This is a genomic window from Ruegeria sp. BG5, from assembly GCF_056538425.1.
In genome coordinates this window covers 54,650-68,054 of sequence record NZ_JBQFTC010000008.1, presented here as the reverse complement: position 1 = coordinate 68,054, position 13,405 = coordinate 54,650, and the positions used below count along the sequence as shown (strand labels likewise).

General features: G+C 61.0%; 17 protein-coding genes. 9 read left to right on the top strand and 8 right to left on the bottom strand.

The window, feature by feature from the left end:
• Positions 1 to 5: 5 nt before the first annotated feature.
• From ACR0KX_RS19000 to ACR0KX_RS18990, 3 genes are all read right to left on the bottom strand, one after another.
• On the bottom strand, positions 6 to 1,301 hold the full coding sequence (locus ACR0KX_RS19000) for a flagellar hook-basal body complex protein (protein WP_170624765.1): 1,296 nt from the start codon (positions 1,299 to 1,301) through the stop codon (positions 6 to 8).
• Between the two features lie 90 nt (positions 1,302 to 1,391).
• Positions 1,392 to 2,231: a flagellar motor protein MotB gene (locus tag ACR0KX_RS18995; RefSeq protein ID WP_170624764.1), complete on the bottom strand. Its 840-nt coding sequence runs from the start codon at positions 2,229 to 2,231 to the stop codon at positions 1,392 to 1,394.
• A gap of 87 nt (positions 2,232 to 2,318) precedes the next feature.
• Entirely contained in the window at positions 2,319 to 3,656 is a 1,338-nt protein-coding gene (locus ACR0KX_RS18990; protein ID WP_480708693.1) for a FliI/YscN family ATPase, read from the bottom strand.
• 87 nt (positions 3,657 to 3,743) lie between these two features.
• Here ACR0KX_RS18990 and ACR0KX_RS18985 point away from each other — a divergent pair, with 87 nt between their 5' ends.
• The 9 genes from ACR0KX_RS18985 to ACR0KX_RS18945 are packed head-to-tail and all read left to right on the top strand — an operon-like array spanning position 3,744 to position 8,282.
• A complete protein-coding gene (locus ACR0KX_RS18985) occupies positions 3,744 to 4,130 on the top strand; it encodes a FlgB family protein (RefSeq protein WP_170624762.1) in 387 nt (128 codons plus the stop codon).
• A gap of 6 nt (positions 4,131 to 4,136) precedes the next feature.
• Positions 4,137 to 4,523, top strand: a complete 387-nt coding sequence (gene flgC, locus ACR0KX_RS18980; RefSeq protein WP_170624761.1) for a flagellar basal body rod protein FlgC — start codon at positions 4,137 to 4,139, stop codon at positions 4,521 to 4,523.
• Between the two features lie 12 nt (positions 4,524 to 4,535).
• Complete coding sequence (fliE, locus tag ACR0KX_RS18975; RefSeq protein ID WP_170455830.1) at positions 4,536 to 4,826, top strand: flagellar hook-basal body complex protein FliE; 291 nt, start codon at positions 4,536 to 4,538, stop codon at positions 4,824 to 4,826.
• Positions 4,827 to 4,829: 3 nt separating this feature from the next.
• Positions 4,830 to 5,102 (top strand): flagellar biosynthetic protein FliQ, encoded by a 273-nt coding sequence (locus ACR0KX_RS18970; protein ID WP_170455828.1) that lies wholly within the window; start codon positions 4,830 to 4,832, stop codon positions 5,100 to 5,102.
• Entirely contained in the window at positions 5,102 to 5,812 is a 711-nt protein-coding gene (locus ACR0KX_RS18965) for a flagellar hook-basal body complex protein (protein WP_170624760.1), read from the top strand. The genes ACR0KX_RS18970 and ACR0KX_RS18965 overlap by 1 nt, the downstream gene beginning before the upstream one ends.
• A 21-nt stretch (positions 5,813 to 5,833) precedes the next feature.
• A complete protein-coding gene (gene flgG, locus ACR0KX_RS18960; protein WP_170455824.1) occupies positions 5,834 to 6,619 on the top strand; it encodes a flagellar basal-body rod protein FlgG in 786 nt (261 codons plus the stop codon).
• Positions 6,619 to 7,035 (top strand): flagellar basal body P-ring formation chaperone FlgA, encoded by a 417-nt coding sequence (flgA, locus tag ACR0KX_RS18955; RefSeq protein WP_170624759.1) that lies wholly within the window; start codon positions 6,619 to 6,621, stop codon positions 7,033 to 7,035. The genes flgG and flgA overlap by 1 nt, the downstream gene beginning before the upstream one ends.
• Entirely contained in the window at positions 7,035 to 7,766 is a 732-nt protein-coding gene (gene flgH / locus ACR0KX_RS18950; protein ID WP_170455820.1) for a flagellar basal body L-ring protein FlgH, read from the top strand. The genes flgA and flgH overlap by 1 nt, the downstream gene beginning before the upstream one ends.
• Before the next feature lie 9 nt (positions 7,767 to 7,775).
• Positions 7,776 to 8,282: a flagellar basal body-associated FliL family protein gene (locus tag ACR0KX_RS18945; RefSeq protein ID WP_170455818.1), complete on the top strand. Its 507-nt coding sequence runs from the start codon at positions 7,776 to 7,778 to the stop codon at positions 8,280 to 8,282.
• Positions 8,283 to 8,322: 40 nt separating this feature from the next.
• On the opposite strand, the gene ACR0KX_RS18940 is transcribed toward ACR0KX_RS18945, so the two are convergent.
• Genes ACR0KX_RS18940 through ACR0KX_RS18920 form a run of 5 tightly spaced genes read right to left on the bottom strand, consistent with a single transcriptional unit; the run spans position 8,323 to position 13,359 of the window.
• Entirely contained in the window at positions 8,323 to 8,712 is a 390-nt protein-coding gene (locus ACR0KX_RS18940) for a hypothetical protein (protein ID WP_480708692.1), read from the bottom strand.
• Positions 8,709 to 9,797 (bottom strand): flagellar type III secretion system protein FlhB, encoded by a 1,089-nt coding sequence (gene flhB, locus ACR0KX_RS18935; protein ID WP_170624758.1) that lies wholly within the window; start codon positions 9,795 to 9,797, stop codon positions 8,709 to 8,711. Before flhB ends, ACR0KX_RS18940 begins: the two co-directional genes overlap by 4 nt.
• Entirely contained in the window at positions 9,794 to 10,567 is a 774-nt protein-coding gene (locus ACR0KX_RS18930; protein WP_170455812.1) for a flagellar biosynthetic protein FliR, read from the bottom strand. The genes flhB and ACR0KX_RS18930 overlap by 4 nt, the downstream gene beginning before the upstream one ends.
• Entirely contained in the window at positions 10,564 to 12,651 is a 2,088-nt protein-coding gene (gene flhA, locus ACR0KX_RS18925) for a flagellar biosynthesis protein FlhA (protein ID WP_170624757.1), read from the bottom strand. The genes ACR0KX_RS18930 and flhA overlap by 4 nt, the downstream gene beginning before the upstream one ends.
• A gap of 9 nt (positions 12,652 to 12,660) precedes the next feature.
• Positions 12,661 to 13,359, bottom strand: coding sequence for a transglycosylase SLT domain-containing protein (locus ACR0KX_RS18920; protein ID WP_480708691.1), 699 nt, complete (start codon positions 13,357 to 13,359; stop codon positions 12,661 to 12,663).
• Positions 13,360 to 13,405 lie beyond the last annotated feature (46 nt).

Here is a 13,405-nt window from a genome sequence, read left to right as displayed (position 1 = left end):
CCGGATTACCGTTTGATATTCGTGGTTTCCTGCAACATCTCATCCACCGTCTGGATCACGGTCGCGCCCGAGGAATAGGCGCGCTGCGTCTGGATCAACGAGGTCAGCTCGGTCGCGACATCGGTGGTGGATTCCTCGCGCGCGAAGGAAATCAGGTTGCCGGTCGGGCCTTCGCCTGCGTTCCAAAGGAAAAAGGTGCCGCTGTCGCGCGATGGGGCATAGGTCTGGCTGTCCAGCGCGGTCAGGCCGTTGGGATTTGGAACGTCCGCCAGCGGGATCTGGAACATCCGGCGGCTGACACCTGTGTCGTAGAACGCAAAGACATAGCCGTTTTCATCCACCTCGACACTGGTCATCGTGCCCACGGCCGAGCCATCGCGTGTGATCGAAACCGGTGCAAAGGTATCGGACAGCTGCGTAATACCATCGGCGTCGCCGATCTGGCCGATATTCACCTCCATCGGACCACCTGCGACGTTGACGACAACGGTGCCCGTAGTCGGATCATAGGCCCCGCCCGAAACGGTCGTCACGCTGGCGAGGGTGCCTCCGGCGGTGCGGCTGTCGGTGAAGGTCAGCGTGTACTCTCCGATCACCGCGCCACCCGAGGCCGAATCGCGCAGGACCATCGTCCATTCATTGCTGGACCCGGTGGCCGGTACCGTCGGCACCAGCTCAATATCGACACTTTCGGATTTGCCCAGATTGTCGAAATATTCGACCGACAAGGGCTGCACGTCACCGGGCGCGCCCGCATCGGTCGCTGTTGCAGGCAGGTTCATGCGCAGGTTCATCTGCGTCGTTGGTGCGCCGGACAGCTGATTGACGCTCAGCTGCACGGGCTCCAGCGCGGCGGGGGTGTCGCGCGGTACGGCTGGGATCGACCCATCGGGATTCGCGCGCCAGCCCAGCAGCACCAGGCCGCTTTCGGTCACAAGATACCCTTCGTCATTGGTGCGGAACGACCCGGTTGTGGTCAGCAGCATCTCGTTCGATCCGCCCGCGATCTGCGAACTTGGGCGCACAGGGATCATCCCCCGCCCCCGCACCGCCAGATCGGTCGAATTGTTGGTCGTCACCAGCGAGCCACGCTGATCGATCAGCCGTTGGCTGGTGGTCCTGACGCCACCGGCGGAATAGCTGCCGCCCTGACCGGACGTAACCATCGAATGAAAATCCGTCTCGACCCGTTTATAGCCGAAGGTCGAAGAGTTCGCGATATTGTCGGATATGGTGGCCAGCCTGTTGGCATTGGCCCTCAACGCCGCCACACCGGCATTCAGCGAAGAGGAAATTGTCATCGGCACGCCCTTCTGTTGCGTCAATCGTTGATGCAACAGCTAACGCACTGCCCCTTAACAGCGCGCTAACAGGTAAAATGCGCCCTACCTTTAGGGGCCGCGCAGAAAGATCACCTCGATCCGATTGTTGCGCGGGGCCATCGGGTTATCACTGTGCAGCTTGCGATCGGCATGTCCCGTGACCCGGTCAAGTCGCTGTGCCACAACGCCTTTGTCCTGCAGCATCTGACGCACCGCCTGCGCGCGCGAGGTCGACAGATCCCAGGCAGGATTACGCGCCAGCACGACGGGCGAAGCGCCGACATGCCCCTCCACGGCAATGGAATTCGTAACCAGATCCGAGGCGCGTGCGATGAGCAAACTCAATGCCCGCAGGATCGGCGTCGGTGTATCCGAGCCCGATTCGAACAGCGGCTGATCCTCGGTATCGAACAGTTCGACAATCAGGCCTTCGTCGGTGACGCGGGTGACAATGTGCTTAAGCAGCTTGTCCGACACCGCGCTTTCACCGGTACGCCCCAGCAACTGCGCTTCGAGCGTCGAGAAATCCTGCTGCGCCCCTTTGCCGCCGCCATCCGCGTCCAGGCCGGTTGTACCGCGCGCCTTGTGCGCCTCGGTCGGAAAACGGTTGGTCGCACCCTTGCCGTCCGAGACCAGAGTGTTTTCCGAAAACATGCTGTCGCCGCCAAAGGCCCCGTCACCGCCACCGGAATCGGGGCTGATCGGGATCGTCGGCGAGAAGTAATCCGCCAGCCCCTTGCGTTGCGTTTCGGTCGTTGCGTTCAGCAGCCACATCAACATGAAGAAGGCCATCATGGCCGTGACAAAGTCCGCATACGCGACCTTCCACGCGCCACCGTGATGGCCATCGCCACCTGACACACGCTTCTTCTTGATGATGATTGGCGCCGCATTGGTCTGCGCACCCATCTCCACCACCTTTTTATCACCCAAGCTCAGGGGTAGCAGCGCAGGTCTTAAGGTGGGCTTAACACTTAAAACTGTACAGAGTTCACCTTACCTTGGCAGCCCAGCAGACGCTCGGCGCAGGATCAGGGACAGGCGGTTGAAGCTGTTATCAATCCCCTCGGGGTCGGTTTTGCCAAAGAAACCATCCAGATCGTCATGTACCCGGACCGCCTGATCCAGCAGGGGATCAGAGCCTTCGGTATAAAGCCCGGCTTTGATCATCACCTCGGATTGCTCATAGCTGCCGACCAGTTTCCGGGCCTCGGCGATCATCTGATTCTCGGCCTCGGTCGCGGCCCCCGGCAGACTGCGCGAAACCGACCGGCTGAGATCAATCGCCGGAAAGCGGCCACGTTCGGCTATCTCGCGGCTCAGCACGATATGGCCGTCCAGCACGCCGCGCAGGATGTCGGCGATGGGTTCGTCCATATCCGATCCGGCGACCAGAACGCTGAACACCGCAGTAATGTCGCCCTGTTCATGCGTGCCCGGCCCGGCGCGTTCGCACAACTTTGAAATCAGCGGTGTGACCGATGGTGGGAATCCGCGCAGCGAGGGGGTCTCACCCATCGCAACGGCAACTTCCCGATGCGCCTCGGCAAAGCGGGTGACGGAATCGGCCAGAAGCAGGACGTTCAGACCCTGATCGCGCATGTATTCGGCCACGGCCATGGCCGACCACGCGCAACGCCGCCGCGCCAATGCGGATTGGTCGGATGTGGCCGCCACAACGACCGCGCGTTTCATGGCCTCGGGCCCTAGGGCATCGGTAACAAACTCATTCACTTCGCGCCCGCGCTCACCCACCAGTGCCACGACAACAACGTCTGCCTGCATCGACCGCGCCAGCGTTGCCAACAGGGTGGATTTCCCGACGCCGGAACCCGCAAACAATCCGACCCGCTGCCCACGCACAATCGGCAGCATGGTGTTGAGCGCTGCCAGACCGGTCGCCATCCGTGCGCCAAGTGGCTTGCGATTTACGGCCGGGGGCGGGGCTTGCACGATGTCCCTCTCCTGCGTTCCGCCCAGCAGCGATTTGCCATCCAGCGGGGCACCAAACGGATCGATCACCCGCCCCAGCCAATGCATCCCCGGCGCAAAACCGGGTGAGGGGGTTAGAATCACTCGGTCCCCAAGGCTGACCCCGTCCGGTGCGCCGCCGGGCATCATATGAATATGATCGGAGCCCACATGCAGCACCTCACCCGTCAGATCGGGGCCGGATCGACGTTTCAGCGTCAGCAGATCCCCGATTCGTGCCTGTCGGGTCAAACCGCTGATTTCTATGACGCCCTGCGCGACCCCAGACACCAGCCCGACATGTCGTGTCGCGGCCATCCGGTCGAATTCGCATTTCAGAAGCATCGGGTCGAGATCTGACATCGTGGGTTCTCCAACTGAGTTCTGAAAACTGTTTCTAAAGGAATCGGGGTTAAGCCTTGATTGAAATTGATCGAGGGAGAAGCCCCGATGTTCTATGACCTGAACGTCTTTAAGACAGCGTACGCAATGGCAACCCATGCCGGGCAACGGCAGGCCGTCATCGCGCGCAACATGGCCAACGCAGATACGCCGGGCTATCAGCCGCGCGATATCGAAGCCTTTCAAACAGCATTCGAAAACACCGGGTCCGGGGCCGAAATGACGGCCACCCGGCAGGGGCATCTGAACGGCGGCATGACCGGGCAAAACTGGGCTGAATACACTACTGAGCCGAAAGGTGATCCCAATGGAAACGGTGTGTCGCTGGAAGAGGAAATGCTGAAAGCAGTTGACGTCAAACGGCAGCATGACCGGGCGCTGACGATCTACAAGTCCTCGATGGGCATTCTGCGGACCAGTTTGGGTCGGGGTTAATCGGAGATGAGCGATTTTTCCCACTCTCTCACCGCATCGGCCAGTGCCCTGCGGGCGCAGGCGGCCCGGCTGCGTCATGTGTCCGAGAATATCTCGAACGCGGATACGCCCGGCTACCGGCGCAAAACTGTCCCGTTCGAGACGGTGCAGAAGGATGGCAAGGCAATGGTGCAGGCCGGGCGCGTGCAACTGGATCGCCGCGATCTGCAGCGCGTTCACGACCCCAGCCATCCGATGGCGGATGAAAGCGGTCATTATCTGGGCTCGAATGTCGATCTGATGATCGAGATCGCCGACGCGCGCGAGGCGCAGCGCAGTTACGAGGCCAACCTCAAGATGTTCGACCAGACGCGCAAGATGTCGTCGTCGCTGATGGAATTACTCCGGAAATAAAGGAACGCCAGAATGGATATCCGATCACTCACCGCCGCACAGAACTATGCCGGCGCGCGCCCCGCAACGCAGGCCGACCCGGATCATGCCGGCATGGCGCAGGGGATGCGCGCGACGTTTCAGGACTTTGCGGCAACGCTGAAACACAGCGAGCAAATGTCTCAGGCCGCGATGACCGGACAGGCCGATCCGCATGCCTTGGTGCAGGCGCTGGCGCAGACCGAATTGGCCGTCGAAACCGCCGTTATAGTGCGCAACAAGGTGGTCGAAGCCTATCAGGAAATCCTGCGGATGCCGGTCTGAACGATGCTGAGCGAAGGTCTTTTCTACGACATCGTGCGTCAGGCGCTGTGGGTCGCGGTGATCACCTCGGTCCCGATTCTGGCTGTGGCGCTGGTGTCGGGTCTGATCGTCGGCCTGTTCCAGGCACTGACCTCGGTGCAGGAAATGACGCTGACCTTCGTTCCCAAACTGATCGCCATTGTCGTCGTGTTCTGGATTTCGATGGGCTTCATGACCCAGACGCTTGTCACGTTTTTCACAGGCACTCTGGTGCCGCTGATCGCAGGAGGTCGCTGATGGATACCGCCTATGTCACCCTGTCCCGTCAATCCGGGCTGATGAATGAAATGCGGCTGGTGGCGAACAATATCGCCAATGCCAACACCACCGGTTACCGCGCGCAAGGATTGGTGTTCTCGGAATTCGTGCGCGACATGCCAGGCAATCCGTCCCTGTCGATGAGCCGGGCCGAGGCGCGCAATACATCCCTGCAACAGGGCGTCCTGACCGAGACCGGCGGGCAGTTCGATTTCGCCATCGAAGGCGAGGGGTTCTTCATGGTCGAAACCCCCGATGGAAATCGCCTGACGCGCGCGGGCATTTTCACTCCAAACGCGCAGGGCGATCTGGTGGCGATGGATGGCGCGCGTGTTCTGGACAGCAACGGCTCGCCCGTTTTCATCCCGCCTGATGCGGCCTCGATCGACGTTGGTGCAGACGGCACGCTGAGTGTCGAGGGGCAGCTTCTGGGCCAGATTGGTGTCTATCAGGTGGACGACCCCGAGACCCTGGTCCGCGAAGGCAACACGCGGTTCCGTGCCGATGGTGGGATCGACGCCGTCGATGAACCCGTGGTCGTGCATCGGTTCCTTGAGGGTTCGAACGTGAATGCAATCCAGCAGGTCACGCGTCTGGTCGAAATCCAGCGCGCCTATGAGCTGGGGCAAAGCTTTCTGGAAACCGAGGATGAGCGCGTACGCGGGGCCCTCGACGCGCTGATGCGCTGATCTGAACAAGGAGTTTTTGAAATGCGTGCTTTGAAAATCGCAGCCACTGGCATGACCGCGCAGCAGATGCGGGTCGAGACGATCTCGAACAACCTCGCGAACATGAACACCACCGGTTACAATGCCCGCCGTGCGGAATTTGCCGATCTGCATTATCAGCAGATGGCCCGCGCGGGCGCGGTCAATGCATCGGACGGAACCGTATTGCCGACCGGTATTCAATTGGGCCTTGGCGTCCGGCCCGCTGCCGTCACAGTGCAACTGGCACAGGGTGCGCTGTCGGCCACGGGCAGCGATCTAGACGTGGCTATCGAAGGCCGTGGTTATCTGGAGGTGGCGCTACCCAACGGTCAGTCCGCCTATACGCGCGATGGCAGCCTGAAACGCTCGGCCGAAGGTCTGATCGTGACCTCGGACGGCTTTGCCGTGGCCCCAGAGATCACGATCCCGGATGATGCCCGGTCAATCTCGATCAACGCCTCGGGCGAGGTTTATGCCTATTTTGACGACACGCCCGAAGGGCAATTGCTGGGTGAATTCTCGCTGGCCAGCTTCTCGAACGCCAAGGGGCTTGAGGCCATTGGCAGCAATCTGTTCCGCGAAACCGAAGCGTCGGGCGCGCCGATCCTGGGCCTGCCCGGTGAGGATGGGTTGGGCACGCTGCGACAAGGCTATCTGGAAGACAGCTCGGTCGATGCCGTGCGCGAAGTGACCGAGTTGATCGAGGCGCAGCGTGGCTATGAGATGAATGCCAAGGTTATCACCGCCGTCGATCAGATGATGGGCGCGACAACGCAGGTGCGGTGATGCGGTTGGTGCTTCTGATTTGCCTGATGGGCGCACCCTTGGCTGCATTGGCGGATATCGTGGTCCCGACCCGCACGATCCGTGCGAAAGAGGTGATCTCGGCTGCGGACCTTGAATTGAAAGCGACGGATTTGCCCGGCGTCATCAGTGATCCGGACGCGTTGATCGGGCTAGAGGCACGCGTCGCCCTTTATCCCGGTCGCCCCGTACGCGCGGTGGATGTCGGCCCGCCTGCCATCGTGGATCGCAATGATCTGGTTGTTCTGGTGTTCAACCGCCAACCCCTGTCGATCTCCACCGAAGGCCGGGCGCTGGGGCGCGGCGCGGTGGGTGAGCGTATCCGCGTCATGAACCTGTCCTCCCGCACAACGGTCACCGGCCTGATCCGGCCCGACGGACAAATCGAGGTGAAATAATGACTGGACTGTCAAAACCCCTTCTGCTGACGATCTTTGCGCTTTCCGCCTGCGGTCGATTGGATCATCTGGGCAAACCGCCAAGCTTCACCCCGAACGAGGAGTCACCGGAACAGGTGGCAATGCTTTGGCCGGGCCTGCCCCTTCACACACAGACGCAACGGGTGGTCGACAGATCCTCGCTATGGAGCGGCGGGCAGCAATCCCTGCTGGGCGATCAGCGGGCGATCAAGAAAGGCGATATTCTGACCGTTGTGATCGAACTGGACGAAGAGGCCGAGTTTTCCAACAACACCAGCCGGTCCCGCTCCGGTTCGGAAAGCCTTGAGATCCCTAACCTGTTCGGGCTGCCGCAACGGGCCGAAGAACATCTGCCCGAGGGGGCGACCCTGGACGATGCAGTCGGGATCGAGTCGGATTCCTCAAGCTCGGGCCGGGGGTCGGTGCGGCGCAACGAAAAGCTGACTTTGCGGGTCGCGGCCACGGTGCTGGACGTGTTGCCAAACGGGGTTCTTTCGATCTCGGGTTCACAAGAACTGCGCGTGAACTTCGAATTGCGAGAGCTTTTGGTTGCCGGCTACGTCCGCCCGCAGGATATCTCGCGCAAGAATGAGATTACGTATGACAAGATCGCCTCGGCGCGGGTGTCTTACGGTGGGCGCGGGCAAATCACCGATGTCCAGCAGCCGCGCCTTGGCCAGCAGATCCTCGACTCGATTCTACCGTATTGAGGTGCGCACATGATGAAGCTGTTGCTGCCAGTCGTTTTCCTGTTGGTTGGTCTGGGTGCCGGTATTGGTGCTGCGAAATTCCTGACCCCTGAAAAACCGCCTGAGGTTGCGTCTGATGCGAAGGACGAAAAGAAGACAGAGGCCAAAGAACAAAAGGCCGATAAGAAATCCGACAAAGGGGACAAGGCGGGTGGTTTTGAGTATCTGAAACTGACCAAGCAATTTGTCGTGCCGGTGGTGAAAGATGATCAGATCTCGGCCATGGTGACGATGTCGCTAAGCCTTGAGGCGAACCCTGCCATCACCGAAACCTTCTATGCCATCGAGCCGAAACTGAGGGACGGGTTTTTGCAGGTTCTGTTCGATCACGCCAATACTGGCGGCTTTGACGGTATCTTCACGGAATCGGACACCCTGACCGTCCTGCGCAAGGCGCTGCTGGAAGTGGCACAGAAGGACCTTGGTGCGGATGTATCTCAAGTTCTGATCATGAGCGTGAACCGGCAAGATACCTGAACCCAAGAACCTCCGGCCCGATCCGATTGGGCCCCGGGGGCTACTGTTGATTTGACTGTTTTCTGACCTGAGCCAGCCGATGTTCTTGTCGAAGCTGGTCGGAGATTGAACGGATCGCCTGTTGCCGTCCGAACGCCGCCCGAAGTTGTTCGATCGCGGCTAGTTTCTGCGCCCGCAGACGGGCGAGGTCGGTGTTCAACTGGCGACGGGTTGCGGATTCCCACCCGTTCCACAGAAAATCCGTCCCGGTGACCTGATACCCTTCGGCCGAGGCACTGTCGCGCCGCACCTCTGCAACCTGTGTGTTCAGCGATGCAAGCTGCTGCTGTACGCGGGCTTCGGCCTCGATCACCGGGCGCAGGGTCTGATAGTTTTTCTGATACACGGCATCAGTGGCGCGTTGCAGGTCGGACATTTTTTTTCGGTTCATCTGATCTGACCTTTTGCACGTTTGCGCATCGCCTCGGCAAATCGAATTGCGGCGGCGACCGGGCGGTAGTGCTCTTCGGCGATTTCCTGACCGATCTCGACGGTCGCGTGCAGCGCGCGTGCAGTTGGCGGATCCGAGTGGATCGGGACCCCGCCCTCGCTGGCGGCGGATCGGATGGCCGCCGCCACCTCATCCACGCCCTTGGCAACGCAGACAGGGGCGGCACCTGCGGCGCGGGACCATTTAAGCGCGACCGCGAAATGGGTAGGGTTGGCGATCACCACATCCGCCTTGGGCACATCGGACATCATCTGGTTGGTTGCAATGTCCTGCGCACGTTGGCGGCGCTGTTGTTTGACATGCGGATCGCCCTCGGCATCCTTGGTCTCATCCTGGATTTCCTTGCGCGACATGCGGTTCTTGCGCATGTGCTCGGCATATTGCCAAAGGTAATCGATCACACCGATGGCCAGCGCAATGACGATCACGATGAACAGAAAGCGAAACAGCAGGTTCATCATCAACAGAATCGACGATTTTGCAGGTGCTGCGCTGGCCGAAATGATCTCGGTCAGATTGGCCTTCAGGAACAAGGCCAGGCAAGTGCCATAGATCAGCAGCTTGGCAAAACTCTTGGCAAATTCGAACAGGCCGCCGCGTCCGAATTTGTTTTTTGCATTCGACACAAGCGAGATACGCGAGAGCTTGGGTTTCAGCTTGGTGGGTGCAAAGATCAGCGCGCGCTGGGCAATCAGACTGAGCAAAACCGCCGCGGCGGGCAGTGCAAAAAGCATCGAGACCGGCACTAGTGCGCCCCGAAGCAACCCGGCAACCGGCGCAGAAGCAGGCCCGGTCGCGACCAGTTGAGACAACGCATCCGACTGGTCAATCAGCACAACAAACAGCGTGCCCAGATGTTGGGCTGTGTGCTGCCCCGCCGTCAGCAGCGCGATGACCAGACCGGTATATCCCGCGACCACGGACAGATCGCTGGACTTCGCAACCTCACCCTTTTCGCGCGCTTTCTGCAGCTTTTGCGGGGTGGGTTCAAAGGATTTGTCGCTGTCGTCGTCAGGTCCGCTCATGGCCTTTCCCCGGTCGGGTTGAGAAGGAAGGCGTTCAGGGCGTCTGACCAGACGGACAGGATCAGCGGTGCGCCGGCAAACAGCAGGAACAGCCCGGCAAAGGTGATGGCAGGGGCGCCGACGAAGGCCACCATCAGCTGCGGCATGGCACGGTTGATCACCCCAAGGGCCAGATTGTAGATCAGCGAGGCGATCACAAACGGGGTGGCCAGCGCAAAGGCCAGGCTGAAGCTGTGCGCGATCTGTTGCACCCCCCAGTGGGACAGATCCGATGGTGCCGGAAGCATCCCCATCGGGAACATCGCGTAGCTGTGGATCAGAAATTGCGCGGCCCGGATGTGCAGTCCCATGATCACGGCCAGCGTCAGACCGGCCAGCATCAGAAAATACCCCATTGCTGGCATCGGATCGACTGCGGCCCCGCCCAGAAGCTGCGACAGCGAGGTCGATTGTGCTGCAATGGACCCAGCGGTTTGCAGGGCCAGCACAAACAATCGTAACCCAATGCCGAGGGCCATCCCGATCAACACCTCTGTCCCCACCAGCCGGACCATCTGCGGGAAACCGGCGGCCAGCTCAGCTGCGCCAATTGCGGGCGCGATTATCAGGGTGAAGGCCATCGAAAGACCCAGTTTGACGCGCACCGGGATGCTGCGCTCGCCGAACGCGGGCAGCAGCGACACAAAGGCCGAGACACGCAGAAACACGGCAAATAGATGCCAAACGCTGACGCCGATCTGGTTCAGCAGTTCCGGGGGCAGGGCGATCACGCGGGAACCGTTCCGACCAGTGACGGCCGTGCCTCAAGCCCGATTTCCTCGAACGACAGGACCGGGTTGGCGACGCCCCGCGCCTGCATGATCGTGCGCAGCAACCGGCGGCGGCGGGTCGAGGTGACGATGGCCGGGAACAGCCCGCTATCTGCCGATTTCGCCACGCTGGTCACGACGCCATCTGCCAGTTTGTTGAACAGGTTGGGCGGCAGCGCGACATCCAGCCCGGCATTGGGGGCGTCGATCTGGTAGGTGGCGAACGTATCCTCCCATTCCGGGGCAAGTTGGATCAGCGGGATCGATCCGTCCTCTCGTTTCATCTCGGCGACCAGTTGGAAGCCAAGCCTCTGGCGAACGATCTCGCAAATCCCTTCGGGCTGTGTGGTGGTCATCCGTGCCTCGGCCACGGTTTCCAGGATCAGGGCCATGTTTCTGATCGAGACGCGTTCGTCCAGCAGCAGGCGCAGGACGGCGTGCAGCGTGTCGATCGGGACCTTATCGGGGATCAATTCGTCCAGCAGTTTGCGATTGGCCTCCGCCCGGACCGGATCGCTGAGGCGGGTCATCTCGGACAGCAGACGGCGCAGGGATTTCAGCGTCAGCAGGCGCGGGAAGTTCTGTTTTATGATCTCCAGCAGATGGGTCGCCAGAATCTCAGGCGGTGAGACGATGGTGGCCCCGCTCAGCGCTGCATCCTCCTGATCTTTGGGCAGAATCCAGCGGGCAGGCGCGCCGTAGACAGGCTCGGTCACGTCGTTGCCGTCGGGCAGCAGGTCAAAGCCGTCCTGCACCAGCGCCAGAACCAGATCGGGGTTCAGGACCCCGCGCGCCTGTTCTACCCCCTGAACCTTGATCACATATGTGCCGGTTGGCAGGTCGGCGCGGTCGGTCAGGCGAATCTCGGGCAGGATCAGACCAAAGGTCGAGGCGACATAGGTCCGCATATTGGCAATCCGCGCATCCAGCCCGGTGCCCTGGTTCAACACCATGCTGACCAGATCGGGCGCAAACTCCAGATGTACGTCGTCCAGATCCAGGATGTCTCCGATGGCCTGAGACACGGGTGCATCCACCTCGGACGATGGGGTTTCGGGTTCCAGCGCGGCGGCTTTTTGGGTGCGGTGGACGTGATAGGCGGCATAGCCCAGAACGCCGGCCCCCAGAATGAAAGGCAAAAACGGCAGGCCCGGCACCAGCGCAAACAGGACCATCAGAACGGCCACGGTTGCCAGCGCGGCGGGGTGTTTACCCAGTTGCGAGAAGATGGCGTTGTCGGTTGCCCCCTGCGTGCCGCCCCGCGCCAATAGCAACGCCGAGGCAATCGAAATGATCACGGCTGGAATCTGCGAGACCAGTCCATCGCCGACAGTCAGGATGGCATAGGTCTCAAACGCCGAGGCAACCGGCATGCCGTGCACGATCACGCCCATCACCAGACCCATGACAAGGTTCAAAAGCGTGATCAGCAGCCCGGCAATCGCGTCGCCCTTGACGAATTTGGACGCGCCATCGAGCGAGCCGAAAAAGGTGGTTTCCTGCTGTTCCCGCTCGCGCCGTTCCTTGGCCTGCTGGTGGTCGATGGCCCCGGCGGACATGTCGCTGTCGATGGCCAGCTGCTTGCCGGGCATCCCGTCCAGCGCAAAGCGCGCGCCGACCTCGGCCATGCGGGCAGCGCCTTTGGTGATGACCATGAAGTTCACGATCAGCAGCACGCCGAACACCACCAGCCCCAGAAAGATACTGCCGCCCATGACGAAATTGGCGAACCCTTCAATCACATCCCCGGCGGCATTGGGGCCGGTATGGCCCTGACCGATGATCAGCTTGGTCGAGGATACGTTCAGCGACAGGCGCAACATCAGCGACGCAAGCAGGATCGTCGGGAAGGACGAGAAATCCAGCGGACGCTCGATAAACAGGGTCAGGGTAAAGATCAGAATGGCCAGCGCAAAAGACGCGGCCAGCCCCACATCCAGCACCCAGGCGGGCATCGGCAAGATCATCATCACGATGATGGTCATCAGTGCTAGCGCCAGCAATACGGTGGGCGAGAACAGGGATCGGACGTCGATCTTGGGCACGAAACGCTCCTAATTGAAGGCGATAAAGGCGGTGGCGGACCCGCCGGTAGGCACCAGAGAGCCCAGCGACCCCCGAGGGGTCTGGGTCGGTTGCAGCGGGATCAGCGGGGCGGCGGAACCGGTGAACGGGTCACGCGACACAAAGGCTGTTTGTGTTTCAGGCGCGGTGCCAAGTTGCGCCAGGACGGTCTGGAACCGGCCCTGATAGGCGTTTGCCAGCTCGGGCGTGCGGGAATGATAGGCCCCGGCGGCGGCGGACCATGAGCCGAGCTCGGCGTGCAAATCCTTCAGGAACCGGGCCGCATAGGTGGCGTTTTCATCCGGGTCGAACATTGCGTCGATAGATCGGAACGCCTTGCCGTGCCAGCGATAGTTGATCTGGAAACATCCGACATCAAAGCTGCGCTTGCCCGCTTTGAAAATGTCGAACACGTAAGATTTGGCCTCGATTTCCGAGTTGAACCAGAACCCGTGCCCTTCGACATTGATGGTCCACGGCCAGGGAATGAAATGCCCGCCCTGCGTGCGCCCGGTTTCAACGCGCGTTATGGCGCGCAATACATCCAGCGGCACATCTTCGGACTGCGCGGCACGGCGGGCGGCCTGATCGCAGACATCGCCGGTGCGCGCGTCCGACATGGCAAACGCCGCCTGTGCCAACCACACCTGCATCAGGGAAACAAAAAACGCGACTAAACGAAAGGGCATTCTGCCGGTCCGGGATTCTGATCTGTCCCGGTCACGCTAGCCGCGC